Source organism: Pseudomonas nitroreducens (assembly GCF_024170165.1).
Classification (GTDB): domain Bacteria; phylum Pseudomonadota; class Gammaproteobacteria; order Pseudomonadales; family Pseudomonadaceae; genus Pseudomonas; species Pseudomonas nitroreducens_C.
This window is the reverse complement of the sequence record NZ_JALJXP010000004.1, coordinates 1-18,958: the sequence shown is the minus strand read 5'-3', so window position 1 is coordinate 18,958 and position 18,958 is coordinate 1. Positions and strand designations below refer to the sequence as shown.

General features: G+C 63.8%; 18 protein-coding genes. 14 read left to right on the top strand and 4 right to left on the bottom strand.

All coding sequences use genetic code 11. From position 1 onward, the window contains the following. Positions 1–161: 161 nt before the first annotated feature. Genes J2T47_RS09425 through J2T47_RS09405 form a run of 5 tightly spaced genes read left to right on the top strand, consistent with a single transcriptional unit; the run spans position 162 to position 4,845 of the window. Positions 162–1,217, top strand: coding sequence for a hemin-degrading factor (locus J2T47_RS09425; RefSeq protein WP_301295458.1), 1,056 nt, complete (start codon positions 162–164; stop codon positions 1,215–1,217). A gap of 11 nt (positions 1,218–1,228) precedes the next feature. Next, on the top strand, positions 1,229–2,122 hold the full coding sequence (locus tag J2T47_RS09420; RefSeq protein ID WP_253445179.1) for a heme/hemin ABC transporter substrate-binding protein: 894 nt from the start codon (positions 1,229–1,231) through the stop codon (positions 2,120–2,122). Positions 2,123–2,172: 50 nt separating this feature from the next. Further along, the gene (locus J2T47_RS09415; RefSeq protein ID WP_253446151.1) at positions 2,173–3,156 is read left to right on the top strand and encodes a FecCD family ABC transporter permease; all 984 of its coding nucleotides are present in this window, start codon (positions 2,173–2,175) and stop codon (positions 3,154–3,156) included. Beyond that, positions 3,156–3,923 (top strand): heme ABC transporter ATP-binding protein, encoded by a 768-nt coding sequence (locus J2T47_RS09410; protein WP_253445176.1) that lies wholly within the window; start codon positions 3,156–3,158, stop codon positions 3,921–3,923. The genes J2T47_RS09415 and J2T47_RS09410 overlap by 1 nt, the downstream gene beginning before the upstream one ends. 25 nt (positions 3,924–3,948) lie before the next feature. Continuing rightward, complete coding sequence (locus J2T47_RS09405) at positions 3,949–4,845, top strand: ChaN family lipoprotein (protein WP_253445173.1); 897 nt, start codon at positions 3,949–3,951, stop codon at positions 4,843–4,845. A gap of 528 nt (positions 4,846–5,373) precedes the next feature. Here the strand turns inward: J2T47_RS09405 and J2T47_RS09400 are convergent. From J2T47_RS09400 to J2T47_RS09390, 3 genes are all read right to left on the bottom strand, one after another. After that, positions 5,374–6,174: a Crp/Fnr family transcriptional regulator gene (locus tag J2T47_RS09400; protein ID WP_253445170.1), complete on the bottom strand. Its 801-nt coding sequence runs from the start codon at positions 6,172–6,174 to the stop codon at positions 5,374–5,376. A gap of 104 nt (positions 6,175–6,278) precedes the next feature. Then, the gene (locus J2T47_RS09395) at positions 6,279–6,551 is read right to left on the bottom strand and encodes a TfoX/Sxy family protein (protein ID WP_045216847.1); all 273 of its coding nucleotides are present in this window, start codon (positions 6,549–6,551) and stop codon (positions 6,279–6,281) included. A gap of 229 nt (positions 6,552–6,780) precedes the next feature. Continuing rightward, positions 6,781–8,343 carry an AAA family ATPase gene (locus tag J2T47_RS09390; RefSeq protein WP_253445168.1) on the bottom strand — a complete coding sequence of 521 codons (1,563 nt, stop codon included), beginning with the start codon at positions 8,341–8,343 and terminating at the stop codon, positions 6,781–6,783. Between the two features lie 216 nt (positions 8,344–8,559). Between J2T47_RS09390 and mrcB the strand changes: the two genes are divergently transcribed. The 3 genes from mrcB to J2T47_RS09375 are packed head-to-tail and all read left to right on the top strand — an operon-like array spanning position 8,560 to position 12,057. Continuing rightward, positions 8,560–10,884: a penicillin-binding protein 1B gene (gene mrcB / locus J2T47_RS09385; protein ID WP_253445164.1), complete on the top strand. Its 2,325-nt coding sequence runs from the start codon at positions 8,560–8,562 to the stop codon at positions 10,882–10,884. Between the two features lie 16 nt (positions 10,885–10,900). Continuing rightward, positions 10,901–11,728: a tetratricopeptide repeat protein gene (locus J2T47_RS09380; RefSeq protein WP_253445161.1), complete on the top strand. Its 828-nt coding sequence runs from the start codon at positions 10,901–10,903 to the stop codon at positions 11,726–11,728. After that, positions 11,728–12,057, top strand: a complete 330-nt coding sequence (locus tag J2T47_RS09375) for a YqcC family protein (protein ID WP_253445158.1) — start codon at positions 11,728–11,730, stop codon at positions 12,055–12,057. Before J2T47_RS09380 ends, J2T47_RS09375 begins: the two co-directional genes overlap by 1 nt. 7 nt (positions 12,058–12,064) lie before the next feature. Here the strand turns inward: J2T47_RS09375 and J2T47_RS09370 are convergent, their stop codons facing one another. Next, complete coding sequence (locus J2T47_RS09370) at positions 12,065–12,517, bottom strand: DUF4124 domain-containing protein (RefSeq protein ID WP_138214265.1); 453 nt, start codon at positions 12,515–12,517, stop codon at positions 12,065–12,067. A 403-nt stretch (positions 12,518–12,920) separates the two neighbouring features. Here J2T47_RS09370 and J2T47_RS09365 point away from each other — a divergent pair, with 403 nt between their 5' ends. The 6 genes from J2T47_RS09365 (at position 12,921) to msrQ (ending at position 18,856) form a co-directional block, all read left to right on the top strand. Next, positions 12,921–14,651 (top strand): acetolactate synthase 3 large subunit, encoded by a 1,731-nt coding sequence (locus tag J2T47_RS09365; RefSeq protein ID WP_236175846.1) that lies wholly within the window; start codon positions 12,921–12,923, stop codon positions 14,649–14,651. A 2-nt stretch (positions 14,652–14,653) separates the two neighbouring features. After that, positions 14,654–15,145, top strand: coding sequence for an acetolactate synthase small subunit (gene ilvN / locus J2T47_RS09360; RefSeq protein ID WP_081520739.1), 492 nt, complete (start codon positions 14,654–14,656; stop codon positions 15,143–15,145). A gap of 44 nt (positions 15,146–15,189) precedes the next feature. After that, positions 15,190–16,206: a ketol-acid reductoisomerase gene (ilvC, locus tag J2T47_RS09355; RefSeq protein WP_017516327.1), complete on the top strand. Its 1,017-nt coding sequence runs from the start codon at positions 15,190–15,192 to the stop codon at positions 16,204–16,206. A gap of 149 nt (positions 16,207–16,355) precedes the next feature. Then, positions 16,356–17,180: a CDP-diacylglycerol--serine O-phosphatidyltransferase gene (gene pssA, locus J2T47_RS09350; protein ID WP_017516328.1), complete on the top strand. Its 825-nt coding sequence runs from the start codon at positions 16,356–16,358 to the stop codon at positions 17,178–17,180. Positions 17,181–17,237: 57 nt separating this feature from the next. Then, complete coding sequence (gene msrP / locus J2T47_RS09345; protein ID WP_253445155.1) at positions 17,238–18,248, top strand: protein-methionine-sulfoxide reductase catalytic subunit MsrP; 1,011 nt, start codon at positions 17,238–17,240, stop codon at positions 18,246–18,248. Beyond that, positions 18,248–18,856 carry a protein-methionine-sulfoxide reductase heme-binding subunit MsrQ gene (msrQ, locus tag J2T47_RS09340; RefSeq protein WP_253445152.1) on the top strand — a complete coding sequence of 203 codons (609 nt, stop codon included), beginning with the start codon at positions 18,248–18,250 and terminating at the stop codon, positions 18,854–18,856. Before msrP ends, msrQ begins: the two co-directional genes overlap by 1 nt. Positions 18,857–18,958: the final 102 nt, after the last annotated feature.

Here is an 18,958-nt window from a genome sequence, read left to right as displayed (position 1 = left end):
GAGGCTGAGCTGGCGTCGCGCCAGCGAAATCGGCGCCGACCTTAAGCGCCTCTGTAATTTAATGCAAATAATTATCAAATAGATTTCCTGATTTTCCTGTGGCAAGGTTCGTCGATGCTGCCGCGCCGCGGCAGGCCACCCTTCGAACGAGGATTTCCGCGATGACGACCCTGACTGCGCCGGCCTCCGAGCTGTACCGCGCCTGGCAAGCCCTGCGCGCAGAGAAACCGCGCCTGCGCGCCCGCGATGCAGCGCAACATTTGAGCGTGAGCGAAGCCGAGCTGACCGCCAGCCGCCTGGGCGTGGACGCCGTACGTCTGCGCACCGACTGGGCCGAGCTGCTGCCGGCGCTGGGCGAGCTGGGCCAGATCATGGCGCTGACCCGCAACGAGCATTGCGTGCACGAGCGCAAGGGGCCTTATCGCGACGTCACCGTTTCCGCAAACGGCCAGATGGGTTTGGTGGTTTCCCCGGATATCGACCTGCGCCTGTTCCTCGGCGGCTGGGCCAGCGCCTTCGCCATCAGCGAGGAAACTGCCCACGGCACCCAGCGCAGCATCCAGGTGTTCGACCGCCAGGGCACTGCGGTACACAAGGTCTTCCTCACCGAGCAGAGCGACGTCGCCGCCTGGGAACCGCTGGTGCGCAGCTTCACCGCTAGCGAGCAGAGCGCCGCACTCGATCTGGTCTCGCAGGAGCCCAGGCCGGCTCCGTTGGCCGACGGCGAAATCGATGTCGCCGCCCTGCGTGAAGGCTGGGCTGCGCTCAAGGACACTCACCACTTCTTCGCCTTGCTGAAGAAGCACAAGGTCCAGCGCACCCAGGCGCTGCGCCTCGCGGGCCGCGAGTGGGCCGAGCCGCTCGCCACTGGCGAACTGCCGCGCCTGCTGGAGGCGGCGGGGGAGCAGCAGTTGCCGATCATGATCTTCGTCGGCAACGCCCACTGCATCCAGATCCACACCGGTACCGTGCAGAACCTCAAGTGGATGGACGACTGGTTCAACGTCCTCGACCCGCTGTTCAACCTGCATCTCAAGACGCCGGGCGTGGTCGAGCTGTGGCGCGTGCGCAAACCCAGCAGCGATGGCGTGATCACCAGCTGGGAAGCCTTCGATGCCAAGGGCGAGCTGGTGCTGCAGGTGTTCGGGGCGCGCAAGCCGGGCGTTCCCGAGCTGGAAAGCTGGCGCGAGCTGGCCGAATCCTTCCCGGCATGCTGAGGAGCGACTCCATGAAGACTTCCATGACAGCGCGCGCACTGTTCGCCGGGCTCTGCTTCACCGCCACCAGCGCACTGGCCGACTCGTTGCCGCAGCGCTGGGTGAGTGCCGGTGGATCACTGAGCGAATGGGTCGTCGCCCTGGGCGGCGAGAGCAAGCTGGTGGGCGTTGATACCACCAGCCTGCACCCGGCCTCGCTCCACGCGCTGCCGAAGATCGGCTACCAGCGGCAGCTCGCCGCCGAAGGCATCCTGGCGCTGAAACCGGACCTCCTGCTGGGTAGCGAGGAGATGGGCCCGCCGCCGGTACTGCAGCAACTGCGCGCCGCGGGCGTGCGGATCGAGACACTGTCGGCCAAGGCCGATGAGAAGACCGTGCATCACACCATCCAGCGTCTGGGCGAGCTGCTCGGCGCGCCGGACAAGGCGAAGCAGGTCGAGGCGGACTTCGACTCGCGCCTCGCCGCCCAGGGTGCGTGGGTGAAGAAGGCCCAGTCCGCACAAGCGGCGCCCGGTGTCGTCCTGCTGGTCGGGCACGCTGGCGGCAACCTGCTGGTGGCTGGGCAGGACACCTCCGGCGACTGGCTGATCCAGCATGCCGGCGGCCGCAACCTGGCGACCCACGCCGGCTACAAGACGCTGTCGACCGAGGCCCTGACTGCACTGGATCCGCAGGTGGTGGTACTCAGCGACCGCGCGCTGGAGGGCGACAAGGCCCGCGCCGCGCTGACCCAGCAGAACCCCGGCCTGGCCGCCACCAGCGCGCTGCGCGACGGCCGCGTGCTGGTGCTCGATCCGACCCTGCTGGTCGGCGGTCTCGGTCCGCGCATCCCGGACGGGTTGGCTAGCCTCTCCCGGGCCTTTTATCCTTCCGCACAGGCCCTGAACACGGAAAGTCGTCCTTGACCCGGATCGTTACCGCTCGACCGCTGTTCCTGCTCCTTGGTTTCCTGCTGTTGCTGGTCGTCTGGCTCTCACTGGCCCTCGGGCCGGTGAGCCTGCCGCTGAGCGACACCCTGCGCGCGCTGGCACGCATGATCGGGCTGCCGGTGTCCGCCGATGGCCTTGGCCAGGCTGAATTGATAGTCGGGCAGATTCGCCTGCCGCGCACCTTGCTGGGTATCGCAACCGGTGGCGTGCTGGCGCTGGCCGGCGTGGCGATGCAGGGGTTGTTCCGCAATCCGCTGGCCGACCCCGGGCTGATCGGTGTTTCCAGCGGTGCCGCGCTGGGCGCGGCCATCGCCATTGTCTTCGGCGCGTCGATTGGTGGCCTGCCCGAAGCTTTCGCTCCTTATCTGCTGTCCGCGTGCGCCTTTGCCGGTGGCCTGCTGGTGACGGCGCTGGTCTATCGGCTGGGCCGTCACAATGGCCAGACCAGCGTGGCGACCATGCTCCTCGCCGGTATTGCGCTGACCGCCTTGGCGGGCGCGTTGATCGGCCTGTTCACCTACCTCGCCGACGACGCCACCCTGCGCACGCTGACCTTCTGGAACCTCGGCAGCCTCAACGGCGCGAGCTATCCACGGCTGTGGCCGCTGCTGCTGATCACCCTGCTGGTGGCCTGCTGGCTGCCGCGCCGGGTGAATGCGCTGAATGCGCTGCTGCTGGGCGAGTCCGAGGCGCGCCACCTGGGCTTCGACGTCGAGCGGCTGAAGGTCGAACTGATCCTCTGCACGGCGCTGGGGGTTGGCGCTGCTGTGGCTGCCGCCGGGATGATCGGCTTCATCGGCCTGGTGGTACCGCACCTGCTGCGCCTGATCGTCGGCCCGGATCACCGCGTGCTGCTGCCGGCTTCGATGTTCGGCGGCGCCATCCTTCTTCTGCTTGCTGATCTGATCGCACGGCTGGCGCTGGCGCCGGCGGAGCTGCCGATAGGCATCGTTACCGCGCTGATCGGCGCGCCGTTCTTCCTTTATCTGCTGATCCGGGGGCGCTCCTGATGCTGTGCGCAGACAAGCTGCTGGTGAAGCGTGGCGTACAGACCGTCCTGCAGGAGGTGAGCGTGACGCTGCAGCCGGGCGAAGTGCTCGGTGTGCTCGGCCCCAATGGTGCGGGCAAGAGCACGCTGCTCGGTGCCATGAACGGTGAACTGCCGCTGGCCAGTGGCGCAGTGAGCCTCGATGGTCGTCCGCTGGAGTCCTGGCAAGGCACCGAGCGAGCCCGTCGTCTGGCTGTGCTGCCGCAGTCGTCGTCGCTGAACTTCGCGTTCCCCGTCGAGGCGGTGGTGGGTTTCGGAAGACTGCCCCACGACAGCGGCCGCCAGCGTGACCAGGAAATCATCCGCGAGGCCATGGCCGCCGCCGATGCTTCGCACCTGGCGGGGCGCAGCTACCTGGCACTGTCCGGCGGCGAACGCCAGCGCGTGCATCTGGCCCGAGTGCTGGCGCAGCTCTGGCCGGGCGGCGCTGAGCAGGTACTGCTGCTGGATGAACCGACCTCGGCGCTCGACCCGCTGCATCAGCACACCACGCTGCAGGCCGTGCGCGATTTCGCCGGGCGCGGCGCGGCGGTGCTGGTGATCCTGCACGACCTGAATCTCGCCGCGCGTTACTGTGATCGCCTGTTGCTGTTGCACGAGGCGCGCGCCCATCTGCTCGGCACGCCGCACGAGGTGCTGCAGGCCGAGCCGCTGCGCACTGTCTTCGGTCTCGATGTGCTGGTGCAGGAGCATCCGGAGCGCGGCCATCCGTTGATCATCGCGCGCTGATCATCGCGCGCCGAAAGGAGTCGCCATGCACAAGATACTGCTCGTCCCGCTGCTGGCGCTGCTCGCTGCCTGCCAGACTCAGCTGGCCGCGCCGCCGCTGCCGGCCTGGCAGAGTCCGGACGGGCGCGACAGTGCTGACCTGGGCGTGATCCGCGATCTGCGCAACGGCGAACGGCTTTCACCGGCGCAGTTGCTCGAGCGGCTGGCCGCCGCGCCGCGGGTGATAGTCGGCGAACAGCACGACAACCCTGATCACCATGCCCTCGAACTCTGGCTGGCGCGCGCGTTGTCCGAGCGCCGCCCGAGTGGCAGCGTGTTGCTGGAAATGCTCAATCCCGACCAGCAGGACGCCGTGGCCGCCGCCCAGTCTTCCGCCGCGAAGGGCGAGGTGCCGAGCGACCTGATCGGCGCGCTGCACTGGCAAACGGGCTGGGACTGGTCGCAGTACGGCCCGCTGGTGACCTGGCTGGTGAAGCAGCCGGCGCCCCTGCTGGCAGCCAATCTGGATCGTAGTGAGGTCATGGCGATCTACCGCAGCAAGCCTGGCCTGCAGGGCCCAGCCTCCTCGGCGGCCCCGGTGCGTGATGCGCTGCTGCAGAACATCCGTGGCTCCCACTGCGGTTTGCTGCCGGACAGCCAGTTGCCGGCGATGCTGGCGGTGCAGCAACAGCGTGACCGGCGCCTGGCCGAGCGCCTCAAGGCCGCGCCCGAACCCTCGTTGCTGATTGCCGGCGGCTTCCATGCGCGCCGGGATCTGGGCGTGCCGCTGCACCTGCAGGACCTGGGCGCCGCTCAAGGGTTGAAGGTGGTGATGCTGGCGGAAGTGGGCAGGGCAGTGGAGCCGGCCCAGGCCGACTATGTCTGGTACACGCCGGCACAGCCGCCGACGGACTACTGCGCGCAGATGCGTGGCAAGTTGTGAAGGGGCCGGAAGGCCCTTTTTCACAGGCGTGTGAATGACGGACGCAACAGAAATCGCAGGCAAAAAAAGACCCGGCAAAGTGCCGGGTCCAAACCGTGATTAGCCTGATGAGGAGATAATCTGAAGAGTCCGACTGCGTGGTCTCTCGAGCTTATCCAACTGGCCTCGCAGCCAGTGTTTGTAATAATAACCATTATCATTTGAGAGTCAACACCTTTTCTTCGACTGATCCGAAGATTTTTTCGCTGGACCTGAAAGCGCTGCGTGAAGGAAAAAATCGAGGCAAAAAAAAGACCCGGCAAAGTGCCGGGTCGAAACCGTGATTAGCCTGATGAGGAGATAATCTGAAGAGTCCGACTGCGTGGTCTCTTGAGGTTATCGATCTGGCCTCGCGACCAGGTGACTCAATAATAATCATTAGCATTTGAGAGTCAACCTCTTTTCTGCAGATTTTTTCTCGCCCGCGAAATACCGCCTGCGCAAACGAAAAAGCCCGGCGCTGGGCCGGGCTCTTCTTGGGGCGTCGGATCAGTCGGTCTGGCGTTGCAGGCGCAGCTGGGTGACTTCCTTGTTCAACAGGTCGATGCGTCGCGCCATGCCCTCGATGAGGCTGTGGGCGATCCGCGGGTTGCTCTGCATCAGGCTGAGGAACTGGTCCTTGGGAATCACCATCACGGTGCACGGCTCGCTGGCGATCACCGAGGCGCTGCGTTTCTCGCGGGTGAACACGGCCATGGCGCCGAAGATCTCGTCCTTCTGCACGTCGCCGACTTTCTGCCCGTCGACGAAGGCTTCGGCGTGGCCCTCGATGATGATGAACACGTGCTCGGCGTCATCACCTTGCTGGATCAGCTGGGCACCGGCGGCGAAGTGCTGGAAGCCGGTGGCCGGACGGATCTCCGGCTGCTTGAGATGAGCCAGGGCATCCGACAGCAGCGCGGTATGGCCGATCAGGTAGTGCAGGAACTGCTCCTGACGCTGCTCGTGGCTGTGGATATGGCGGAAGACTTCGCTGCGCAAATAGGGGATCAGGCACAACGGCTCTTCGCTAACGTAGCGGCAGGGCGGCAATTCGATGCCCTGGCGCAGGCCGACCAGATCACCTTCCTGCAGGTAGAACAGCGGGCGCTCATCCACCAGGGCATGGACCAGACCATTCTCGATGAGGAACAGGTGCTTGCCGGGCAGCTCGCCTTCCAGATCGTCGGAGCGCTCCAGGCGGATGGCTTCGCCTGCGGGCTCAAGGCCGGCGAGCAATTGCGCCGGAATGCCCTGCAGCCGATTGATCAGACGATCGGCGTAGGCGGGTTGTTCACCGAGTAGGTACATGGCCGTAATTCCTTGATATGGCGACGGTCGAGGGCGCACGAAGGGCCCTGAAACCATAAGCGGACAGGTACCTTGCGTAAACATTTTCACACAGAGCTTGTGAGCTAGCTCTTGTTACGTGCGGGAAATGTCTCAAGCTCGCCGAGAAGCGCAGCCTTGTGCGCGGGTGGCAGGTCGTTCCAGTGCACGTCCAGCAGGGCGCCCTCGATGGCATAGAGCAGCACTTTCGAGGCGCGGAAGCCCCGTGCGCGCACGGCCCGGTAAGCGCCGACCGCCCCCAGACGGCGCAGATCGCTGGCGCTGTGAATGCCCACGGCATGCAGCCATTGGGCGGAGGTCTTGCCTAGGTTCTTCAGGTGCAGCAGTTCGTCGTTCATCGTCTGTCCTTGCGATGGGCGCGATGGGTGTCAGGTCTTGAAGGGGCCGAGAACTGCTCGTAGCGGCCGGACACTCAGAAGGAAGTGTAGCGGTGACTGGGAAAAGCGTGGCTTTGTGACATCGCCGTGAATGCGGGGCAGGGCGTAGTCGTCGTCGAAGGCGGGCTGTGCGGCGTCGCCACCGGCCGGAATCGCCGCGCGGGGGCGACTCCGGCCGACAGGCGGTGGGTCAGAGGCCGGGCAGGCGCTGGCGGATGCTGGCGACCAGGGCGTCAAGGCTGGCGGCGTCCGGTGTGTCGACGCGCTTGCTGTGTTGCTGTTCCTCGGCAATGAGCGCATCGCGGCTGGCCTGTTGTGCCTGGATAACTTCCAGGGTGGCGTCGGATGGATCGCTGCCTTCGCCCTGGCGCTGGGCCAGCCAGCCGGCGATCACGGCTTCCGGTGCATGGCAGTCGAGGATCAGGAAGGGTACGCCGGTTTCCTCGGCGATTTCCCACGCGGCGGCGCGCTGCTCACGCTTGAGGAAGGTGGCGTCCAGCACGACCGGGTAGCCGGCGCGGAGGATGTCCACGGCCAGTTCGTTGAGACGCTGGTAGGTCGCGGCAGTGGCGTCGGCGTCATAGATGCCGCCCTTGAGCTGGCCTTGCTGATCAGCCTTCTGTTCGCCGAACAGGCGTTTGCGTTCCACGTCCGAGCGCAGGCGCACGGCGCCCAGCGCTTCGACCAGACGCAGGGCAACCTGGCTCTTGCCAACGGCGGAAACGCCGACGGTTACTGCCAGGAAACGCGAGGGAATGGCGCTGTAGCTTTCCGCCAGGTTGGCGTAGTTGCGGTATTGGCGAAGGGTCGCCGCCTTCTGCACGGCGTCGGTCTGGTGTGCCAGGCTGAACAGCGCGATCTTGGCGCGGACCAGGGCGCGGTAAGCCTTGTAGAAATTCAGCAGGGCCAGGGACTGGTAGTCGCCGGTGTATTCCAGGTACTGGCTGACGAAGCGCCGCGACAGGCACTTCAGGCCACGGTCTTCCAGGTCCATGGCGAGGAAGGCGTAGTCGGCGGTGACGTCGGTGAAGCGGAACGGCTCGTTGAATTCGATGCAGTCGAACAGCACGACTTTGCCATCGATGATGGCGGCGTTACCCAGGTGGATGTCGCCATGGCACTCGCGGATGAAACCGTTGGCCTTGCGCTGTTCGAACACCCCGTGCAGGCGCTCGAAACTGGACTCGGCCCAGGCTTCCAGGGCATCGAGCTGTTGCAGGTCGGCCTTGTCGGAGAGCATCGGGCGGATCTGCTCGAAGTTCTGCCGCACCGGCGCCATGCAGGCTTCCGGGGTGCCCAGCGGATGCTCGGCAGGGACGGTGGGAGTGCGCAGGTGGAAGTCGGCGATCTGCCTGGCCAGGCCGTCGATGTGCCCGGAGCCCAGCTCGCCGCGGGCTTGCACTTCGCTGAGCAACTGGGTCTGCGGGAATTCGCGGCACTGGAGCATGTACTCGATGGCCGGACCTTCTCCGTTCAGCTGCGGAGCGGACTCGCTGCCGGTGATGGCAATCACGTCGAGGTACAGGCCATCGGTCAGGCGTTGGTTCAGGCGCAGCTCTTCTTCACAGAAGTGCTTGCGCTTGGCCAGGTCGGTGAAGTCGAGGAAGCCGAAGTTCACCGGCTTCTTGAGCTTGTAGACGTAGGAGCCAGTGAGCAGCACCCAGGAAATGTGGGTTTCGATGACCCGGAAACCTTCGACCGGATGGGGGAAGAGGGCGGGGTTCTGCAGGGCTGCGAGTAAGGTCTGGCTCACGTGATGTCCTTTCCGATCGAATTTCTGAAGGCACGCATTATGGCGGCTGGGGCGGCGTGCGCAAACTCTGCGGCCGACCGGCAACCAAATGGCCATCGTGGGGTCATAGCTCCGCCACTGCCGTTTTCGCGAGATGCGCGGCAGTTCGCATCAAGCCCGGACGCCCTCTGGAGCGGCGTCTGTCTCCTGTGGACAAAGTACGTATAATGCGCCGCCATGACGCGTCCCCGATCTTCCAAATCCCGTAAAAAAAGCGGCAAATCGTCGCCTGCCATGCGCAAGTGGCTGGGCTGGGCTCTCAAGCTCGGTCTGGTTGGTGTGGTGGTGCTGGCCGGTTTTGCCGTGTACCTCGATGCGGTTGTCCAGGAGAAATTCTCCGGCAAGCGCTGGACCATTCCCGCCAAGGTCTATGCCCGGCCGCTGGAGCTGTTCGTCGGCCTGAAACTGGGCAAGGACGACTTCCTGCGCGAGCTGGATGCCCTGGGCTACCGCCGCGAAACCTCGGTCGCAGGGCCGGGCGCCGTGTCGGTGGCCGGCAATGCCGTCGACCTCAATACCCGCGGATTCCAGTTCTATGAAGGTGCCGAGCCGGCGCAACGCATTCGCGTGCGCTTCTCCGGCGACTACGTGGCCGGCCTGAGCCGCGCCAACGGTGGCGATCTCGCTGTTGCGCGCATGGAGCCGCTGCTGATCGGCGGCCTGTACCCGGCGCACAACGAAGACCGCATCCTGATCAAGCTCGACCAGGTGCCGCCGTATCTGATCGATACCCTGGTCGCCGTGGAAGACCGTGACTTCTGGACCCACCATGGGGTTTCGATCAAGTCCATCGCCCGTGCCGTCTGGGTCAACGCCAGCGCCGGCCAGCTGCGTCAGGGCGGCAGTACGCTGACCCAGCAGCTGGTGAAGAACTTCTTCCTGACCAACGAGCGCAGCCTGTCGCGCAAGCTCACCGAAGCCATGATGGCGGTGCTGCTGGAGTTGCATTACGACAAGCGCGACATCCTCGAGGGTTACCTCAACGAGGTGTTCCTCGGTCAGGATGGCCAACGCTCGGTGAACGGCTTCGGTCTCGCCAGCCAGTACTTCTTCAGCCAGCCGCTCTCGGAGCTGAAGCTGCCCCAGGTGGCACTGCTGGTCGGCATGGTGAAAGGGCCTTCCTATTACAATCCGCGCCGCAACCCGGAGCGTGCGCTGGAGCGCCGCAACGTGGTCCTCGACGTGCTCGCCGAGCAGGGCGTCATCACCGCTGATGAAGCTGCTGCCGCCAAGAAGGCGCCGCTGGGCGTGACCCAGCAGGGTAGTATGGCCAACAGCTCCTATCCGGCGTTCCTCGACCTGGTGAAACGCCAGCTGCGCGAGGATTACCGCGACGAGGACCTGACCGAAGAAGGCCTGCGCATCTTCACCAGCTTCGACCCGATCCTGCAGATGAAGGCCGAGTCCGCCGTCAGCGAAACCTTCAAGCGCCTCGAAGGCCGCAAGGGCGTCGCCGAAACCGAAACCGCGATGGTCGTGACCAATCCGGAAACCGGTGAGATCCAGGCGCTGCTCGGCAGCCGTGACCCGCGTTTTGCAGGCTTCAACCGTGCCGTCGATGCGGTGCGGCCGATCGGCTCGCTGGTCAAGCCGGCGGTCTACCTGACTGCCCTGGAAAAGCCGAGCCAGTACACCTTGACCAGTTACATCCAGGACCAGCCGTTCCAGGTGAAGGGCAAGGATGGTCAGGTCTGGACGCCGAAGAACTATGAAGGCACCGCCAACGGCACCATCTTCCTCTACCAGGGGCTGGCCCGTTCGCTGAACCTGTCCACTGCCAGGCTGGGGCTCGACCTGGGCGTGCCGAACGTTCTGAAGACGCTGGAGCGCCTGGGCGTTTCGCCGAACTGGCCGGCCTACCCGTCGATGCTGCTCGGGGCTGGCGCGCTGAGCCCGATGCAGGTGGCGACCATGTACCAGACCATCGCCAGCGGCGGCTTCAACACGCCGCTGCGCAGTATCCGCAGCGTGCTGGCAGCCGATGGGCAGCCACTCAAGCGTTATCCGTTCCAGGTCCAGCAGCGCTTCGATCCGGGCGCCATCTACCTGCTGCAGAGCGCCATGCAGCGGGTGATGCGTGAGGGGACCGGGCGCTCGGTCTACAACCAGCTGCCGGCGTCCCTGACCCTGGCGGGCAAGACCGGTACCACCAACGATTCCCGCGACAGCTGGTTCTCCGGTTTCGGCCAGGACCTGCTGGCGGTGGTGTGGATCGGCCGCGATGACAACGGCAAGACGCCGCTGACCGGCGCTACCGGCGCGCTGCAGATCTGGACCAGCTTCATGCGCAAGGCCAACCCCGCACCGCTGGACATGCCGATGCCGGATAATGTCGTGCAGGCCTGGGTCGATCCGCATACCGGGCAGGGCACTGACGCCAACTGCCCCGGCGCGGTGCAGATGCCTTATATTCGAGGAAGTGAGCCTGCGCTGGGCGCAGGTTGCGGAAACCAGACGCCGGCCGGCGAAGTCATGGACTGGGTGCGCGGCTGGTTGAACTGATGCAAGAGGATTGGCAGTGAGAAAAGCTTGGTTTGCAGCGTCGGTGACTCTGGCGCTTCTGTCCGGTTGTGCGTCCCCGCAGCACGGTGCGATTCCCGTGCAGGACTCCGGTACCTCCGTCTCCAACTCGGAGCGCGTCGGCCGCAGCGGCGGCAACACCCAGGCGCCGGTGCGTGCCGGTACCGGCCAGAGCATCCCGCAGGGTGACTCCGGCGTTACCGTGATGGTCCCGCAGGATGCCGGCATGGCGCCGATCCAGACCTTCCCGGCACAGACCGGCGCCGCGCCGATCAGCACCACGCCGATGACCACGTCTCCGGGCGCTGGCGGCTCGACTTATTCTTCGCAGCAGCCGATCTCCACCAGTGGCGGTATCACCTCCAATGGTGGCTTCCAGTCGCAGACCTATCAGCAGCCGGCGTACCAGACCCAGCAGGCCGCGCCTTCGAGCCAGGGCAGCACCTACCAGGGTCCGTCCGGGATTCCGTCGAGCAACTCCGGCCTGTCGGCGGACGAGCAGCTGGATGGCCCGGTGCTGGCGCTGCTGACCTCCGCTTCGCAGCAGCAGGGCGGTGGTGATCTGAACGGCGCCGCCGCGAGCCTGGAGCGTGCCCAGCGCATCGCTCCGCGCGAGCCGCAGGTGCTCTACAAACTGGCCCAGGTGCGCCTGGCCCAGGGTGACGCCGCGCAAGCCGAGCAGGTGGCACTGCGTGGCCTGTCGCTGGCCAACGGTCGCCCGACCATGCAGGCCAGTCTCTGGGACCTGATCGCCAAGTGCCGTGACCAGCAGGGCAATGCCGCCGGCGCTGCCGAAGCGCGTCAGAAAGCCAAGGTGACCCTGTAATGGACGCGCGCTTGCTGGCCGTTGCCGATCAGTTGCTGCTGATCGAGCGGGAGCTGCGTGCGATCGGAATGTGGGGAAGTGAGAGCCCGTCGACGGACAGGCTCTCCAGCATCGAGCCTTTCTGCGTGGATACGCTGGCGCTGGAAGAATGGTTGCAGTGGATCTTTCTGCCACGGATGAGGCTGATCATCGAGAGCGGCGCGGATCTGCCCACGGCTTCTGGCATCCGCGCCATCGCGGAAATGGCGTATGCCCATGAAGGCGCCCGCGTTGCGGCGCTGCTGGATGCGCTCGGCGCCTTCGATCAGCTGATCAGTCCGACGCCCTGAACGGGCGTCAGTTGCAGTTCTCGCGAATGCTCTTCTCGCTGGCGGCGATGCGTCCCTGACGCTCCTCTTCGGTGATCCGGCGCAGATCACCATTGCCGTCGTCCACGCGGACACGCGGGTTGTTCTTCAGTTGGGCGACATCGGCGCGCAGCTTCTCGCATTGCTGGACTCGCTCGGCTTCCTGCTGCGCCACTTCCTGGCGCACCTTCTCGTCGGCGGCCTTCTGCTTTTCGTCCGCGCTGGGCGGCAGCGTCGGCTTGGCGGCGGCCGGTGGCGGGAAATTGCTGCTGGCCTTGGGTGGTGCCGTGTTGGTGTTCACTGTAGCGGCATCGGTGCCTTCCGGCGGCTGCGCGCCGAAATGGGTGATGCCCTGGGCATCGACCCACTTGTAGACCTGCGCGGCCATCACGGTCGGGGCCAGTGCGAGCAGCAGGCTGCCCAGGAAAATCGTCCGTCGCATGCTTTGTCGATCCTTGGGATGCGGAGTCTGTCGGTAACTATAACCAAATCGTGCGCTTATTCACTCTGAGAAAGTTCACATCCCCGCTTCATTCAAAGCCATATATGGCTTGACTTGGCCGCTTCGTTTCAGAAGAATCCAAGGTTCGCTGCAGTGGGCCGGCCGCAAGCTGGTTTTACTCGGCAGACAAGAGGTGCTACCCGCGCCGCAAAGTTTCACCCTGTTTCGCGTTACCTCGCGCTGGGTGGAGGCTCTCCGTAACACAAACAGGAGCGTCTCCAGGTTCTGCTCAATCGGCAGTCGACGTAGCCGGCGATTACATTCGCCCATGTCTGCCGGGCAGCCATCCAAGTCGGTCCCCCACGTTGGGGGTTTCCGTATATAGCGTTCTAGAGGTGACAACGTGGAACTTTTATCCGGCGCTGAAATGGTCGTCCGCTCCCTGCGTGACGAAGGCGTTAAGTACATCTACGGGTACCCGGGCGGTGCCCTCCTGCATATCTACGACGCTCTCTTCAAAGAGAACGAAGTGACCCACATCCTGGTTCGCCACGAACAGGCCGCCACTCACATGGCCGACGGCTATGCGCGCGCCACCGGCAAGCCGGGCGTGGTGCTGGTGACCTCCGGTCCCGGCGCGACCAACGCCATTACCGGCATCGCGACCGCCTACATGGACTCCATCCCGATGGTGGTGATCTCCGGCCAGGTGGCGAGCAACATGGTCGGCACCGATGCCTTCCAGGAAACCGACATGGTCGGTATTTCCCGCCCGATCGTGAAGCACAGCTTCATCATCAAGCACCCGTCGGAAATCCCGGAGGTCATCAAGAAGGCCTTCTATATCGCCCAGTCCGGCCGTCCCGGCCCTGTGGTGATCGATATTCCGAAGGACATGGGCGATCCGACCCAGAAGTTCGAATACAACTACCCGAAGAAGGTCAAGCTGCGCTCCTACAGCCCGGCGGTCCGTGGCCACTCCGGCCAGATCCGCAAGGCCGCCGAGATGATGCTGGCTGCCAAGCGCCCGATCATCTACGCCGGTGGCGGTGTGATCATGGGCAATGCCGCCGAGCCGCTGACCGAAGTCGCGCGCATGCTCAACGTGCCGGTCACCAACACCCTGATGGGTCTGGGTGGCTATCCGGGTACCGATCGCCAGTTCGTCGGCATGCTCGGCATGCACGGCAGCTACACCGCGAACCTCGCGATGCACCACGCTGACGTGATCTTTGCTGTCGGCGCGCGCTTCGACGACCGCGTGATCAACGGCGAGACCGCCGCCAAGTTCTGCCCGAACGCCAAGATCATCCACGTCGACATCGACCCGGCCTCGATCTCCAAGACCGTCAAGGCCGACATCCCGATCGTCGGCCCGGTGGACAGCGTCCTGACCGAAATGGTCGCGATCCTCAAGGAAATCGGCGAGACCCCGAACAAGGAAGCCCAGGCTGCCTGGTGGAAGCAGATCGAGGAATGGCGCGGCAATCGTGGCCTGTTCCCCTACAACATGGGCGACGGCAGCATCATCAAGCCGCAGACCGTGATCGAGACACTCTGCGAAGTCACCAACGGTGATGCCTTCGTCGCTTCCGACGTGGGCCAGCACCAGATGTTCGCGGCGCAGTACTACCGCTTCAACAAGCCCAATCGCTGGATCAACTCCGGTGGCCTGGGCACCATGGGCTTCGGCTTCCCGGCCGCCATGGGCGTGAAGCTGAACTTCCCCGAAGCCGACGTCGCCTGCGTGACCGGTGAAGGCAGCATCCAGATGAACATCCAGGAGCTGTCCACCTGCCTGCAGTACGACCTGCCGGTGAAGATCGTCAACCTGAACAACGGTGCGCTGGGCATGGTCCGCCAATGGCAGGACATGCAGTACAACAGCCGTTATTCGCACTCCTACATGGAATCGCTGCCGGACTTCGTCAAGCTGGCTGAAGCGTATGGCCACGTCGGCATGCGCATCACCGACCTGAAGGACCTGAAACCGATGATGGAAGAAGCCTTCGCGATGAAGAATCGCCTGGTCTTCCTCGACATCCAGGTCGATACCAGCGAGCACGTCTACCCGATGCAGATCCGCGGTGGTGCGATGCGCGACATGTGGCTGAGCAAGACGGAGCGTACCTGATCATGCGACACATCATTTCCCTGCTGCTGGAAAACGAACCCGGCGCGCTCTCCCGCGTGGTCGGCCTGTTCTCCCAGCGCAACTACAACATCGAAAGCCTCACCGTCGCCCCGACCGAGGACCCGACGCTCTCGCGCCTGACCCTGACCACCGCCGGTCAGGACGAAGTCATCGAGCAGATCACCAAGAACCTCAACAAGCTGATCGAGGTGGTAAAACTGGTGAACCTCTCGGAGAGCGCGCACATCGAGCGCGAACTGATGCTGGTGAAAGTGAAGGCCACCGGCGCTCAGCGCGCCGAAGTCAAGCGCACCACCGACATCTTCCGCGGGCAGATCGTCGACGTCACCAGCAGCGTTTACACCGTGCAGCTGGCCGGTACCAGCGACAAGCTGGACAGCTTCATCCAGGCCGTCGGCACCGCGTCGATCCTCGAAGTTGTCCGCAGTGGCGTCACCGGCATTGCCCGTGGCGACAAGACTCTCAGCATCTGATTTGAAATACGGCCCACGAGGCCAACTGACAGGGGATTACCCAAATGCGCGTTTTCTACGATAAAGACTGTGACCTCTCCATCGTTCAGGGCAAGAAAGTTGCCATCATCGGTTACGGTTCCCAGGGCCACGCCCACGCCTGCAACCTGAAAGACTCCGGCGTCGACGTCACCGTCGGCCTGCGTGCGGGTTCTTCCTCCGTTGCCAAGGCTCAGAACCACGGCCTGAAAGTCGCCGAAGTGGCCGAAGCCGTTGCCGCTGCCGACCTGGTCATGATCCTGACCCCGGACGAATTCCAGGGCCGCCTGTACAAGGACGAGATCGAGCCGAACCTGAAGAAGGGTGCCACCCTGGCCTTCGCTCACGGCTTCTCCATCCACTACAACCAGGTCGTACCGCGCGCTGACCTCGACGTGATCATGATCGCGCCGAAGGCCCCGGGTCACACCGTGCGCTCCGAGTTCGTCAAGGGCGGCGGCATCCCTGACCTGATCGCCATCTACCAGGACGCTTCGGGCAATGCCAAGAACGTCGCCCTGTCCTACGCCTGCGGCGTTGGCGGCGGCCGTACCGGCATCATCGAAACCACCTTCAAGGACGAGACTGAAACCGACCTGTTCGGCGAGCAGGCTGTTCTGTGCGGCGGTTGCGTCGAACTGGTCAAGGCCGGTTTCGAAACCCTGGTCGAAGCCGGTTACGCTCCGGAAATGGCCTACTTCGAGTGCCTGCACGAACTGAAGCTGATCGTTGACCTCATGTACGAAGGCGGCATCGCCAACATGAACTACTCGATCTCGAACAACGCCGAATACGGCGAGTACGTGACCGGTCCGGAAGTCATCAACGCCGAATCCCGTCAAGCCATGCGCAACGCTCTGAAGCGCATCCAGGACGGCGAATACGCCAAGATGTTCATCTCCGAAGGCGCCACCAACTACCCGTCGATGACCGCCAAGCGCCGTAACAACGCCGCTCACGGCATCGAAGTCATCGGCGAGCAGCTGCGCGCCATGATGCCGTGGATCGCTGCCAACAAGATCGTCGACAAGACCAAGAACTAAGGTCTTTGCGACAAACGAGGAAACGCGGCGCTTGCCGCGTTTTTTCGTTTAAGGGCGGTGATCTGGTATAAAGCGGGGGCGTCGGGTGAGTCTGTGCAATAGCGCGCCCCGACGAATCTCAGCCTCAACGAGTTCTCAAGGAATCGTCCATGAGTGAAGGTCACGAGGAGCCGAACAAGGCTTCCGACACCGAAGAAAGTCTGCTGCCCATCGATGAACACATCGAAGAGGGGCATGACGCCGAAGGTCGCAAGGTTCGTCATCGCGGCATCTACCTGCTGCCCAACCTGTTCACCACCGCGGCACTGTTCACCGGCCTCTACGCCATCATCAATGCCATGAACGGCGATTTCTCCAACGCTGCCATCGCCATTTTTGTCGCCATGGTCCTCGACGGCCTCGACGGTCGTGTGGCCCGTCTGACCAATACCCAGAGTGCCTTTGGTGCCGAGTACGACTCGCTGTCCGACATGGTCGCCTTCGGTGTCGCTCCGGCACTGGTCGCTTTCGAGTGGGCGCTGAGCAGTCTGGGCAAGGTCGGCTGGATGGTCGCCTTCATCTATGTCGCGGGTGCCGCACTGCGTCTGGCTCGCTTCAACACCCAGGTGGGCAAGGCCGACAAGCGCTACTTCATCGGTCTGGCCAGCCCGGCTGCCGCGGCACTGGTCGCCGGTACGGTGTGGGCGTTCGCCGACTTCGATGTGCAGGGTGCCAAGGTTTCCCTGCTGGTTGCTTTGATGGTCGCTGCCGCCGGCATGTTGATGGTCAGCAACATCAAGTACTACAGCTTCAAGGATCTCGACCTGCGCGGCCGCGTGCCGTTCATGGCGATCCTGGTGGTAGTGCTGGCATTCGCCGTGGTCTTCACCGACCCGCCGCGCATCCTGCTGTTGCTGTTCCTTGCATACGCCACCTCCGGCCCGGTGCAATACTTGTTGCAATTGCGCCGTCGCAAGCAGCCGCCTGCCGTGTAATTTCCAGCGGGCTCCGCAGTCTACTGGCGCATACAGCCAGTCGTTGCGGAGCCCGTCATGCTGATCAAGTCGTCCCGCCTTTCCGATTGCCACGAATCGGAAGTCACTCCTGAATCCCTCTATTTCTCCCGTCGCCACTTTCTCGGTGGTGCGATGGCGGCTGCCGCTCTATCTGGACTGCCGCGACTGAGTTTTGCCGAGGGCGGTCGCTATGCCGATGTGGCGGAGGCCGCTGCTCCCTCCTGGTTGGCGGAAAAGCTCTCTGCTACCCGCTGGGATGCCGTGACGGTGAAGGACGAAGCCATTACGCCGTTCAAGGACGCGACTACCTACAACAACTTTTACGAGTTCGGTCCGGACAAGGGCGATCCCGCTGCCAATGCCGGTGCGCTGAAAACCGAGCCCTGGTCGGTGGTGATCGACGGGGAAGTGGGCAAGCCCGGCAAGTACGCGCTCGAGGATTTCATCAAGCCCTATCAGTTGGAGGAGCGCATCTACCGCCTGCGCTGTGTCGAGGCCTGGTCGATGGTGATTCCGTGGATCGGCTTTCCGATCTCCGAGCTGATCAGGCGGGTAGAACCGACCAGCAAGGCGAAGTACCTGCGCTTCGAGACCCTGGTGGATCGCAAGGACATGCCTGGCGTGCAATCCAACTTTGCCCTGATCGACTGGCCCTATGTAGAAGGGTTGCGTATGGATGAGGCGATGCATCCGTTGGCGATACTCGCCGTCGGCATGTATGGCCGGGTCCTGGCAAATCAGAACGGCGCGCCGCTTCGTCTGGTGGTGCCGTGGAAGTATGGCTTCAAGGGCGCCAAGTCCATCGTGCGGATCAGCTTCGTCGAGGAGCAGCCGAAGACTACCTGGCAAAGCCTGGCGTCCGATGAGTACGGCTTCTATGCCAACGTCAATCCGACGGTGGATCATCCGCGATGGAGCCAGGCGCGTGAACGTCGCCTGCCCAGTGGACTATTCAGCCCGAATGTTCGTCCTACCCTCATGTTTAACGGCTATGCCGATGAAGTCGCTTCGCTTTATGCGGGCATGGACCTGAGGAAGGATTACTGATGCGCTATCCGTTCTGGCGGGCCGGGGTGTTCCTGGTTGCACTGCTGCCGCCGCTCTACTGGTTGTACCAGGCGTGGATCTTCGACCTCGGTCCGGACCCGGGCAAGGCATTGGTGGATCGACTGGGCCAGGGCGGTCTCATTCTCCTGCTCATTACCTTGGCGATGACTCCGCTGCAGAAGGTCACCCGCTGGGGAGGCTGGGTGCAGGTGCGTCGTCAGCTGGGGTTGTGGTGCTTCACCTATATAGTGCTGCACCTGACTGCCTACACCGTCTTCATCTTGGGGCTGGACTGGGCGCAGCTGGGCGTTGAGCTGAGCAAACGGCCCTACATCATCGTCGGGGTCGTGGCCTTCCTCGGCTTGCTCGCCCTCGCCATCACCTCCAACCGCTACAGCATGCGCAAGCTGGGGGCGGGCTGGAAGAAACTGCATCGCCTGATATATGTCATCCTCGCTCTGGGATTGCTGCATATGCTATGGGTCGTCCGCTCCGATCTGGAGCGCTGGGCGATCTATGCAGCCATAGGCATGATCCTCATGCTGTTGCGGGCGCCGCCGGTGGCCCGTCGATTGCCGTTGTTGCGGAGCTGTCTGGCAGCCAACTGAAGAAAGTTTAAATTAGTCGTTGACGGCCAATTTAAACTCCCTATAATGCGCACCACTCCCAGCGACGAAGCGCTGAAAGAACTTGAAAATCAAGTACTTACA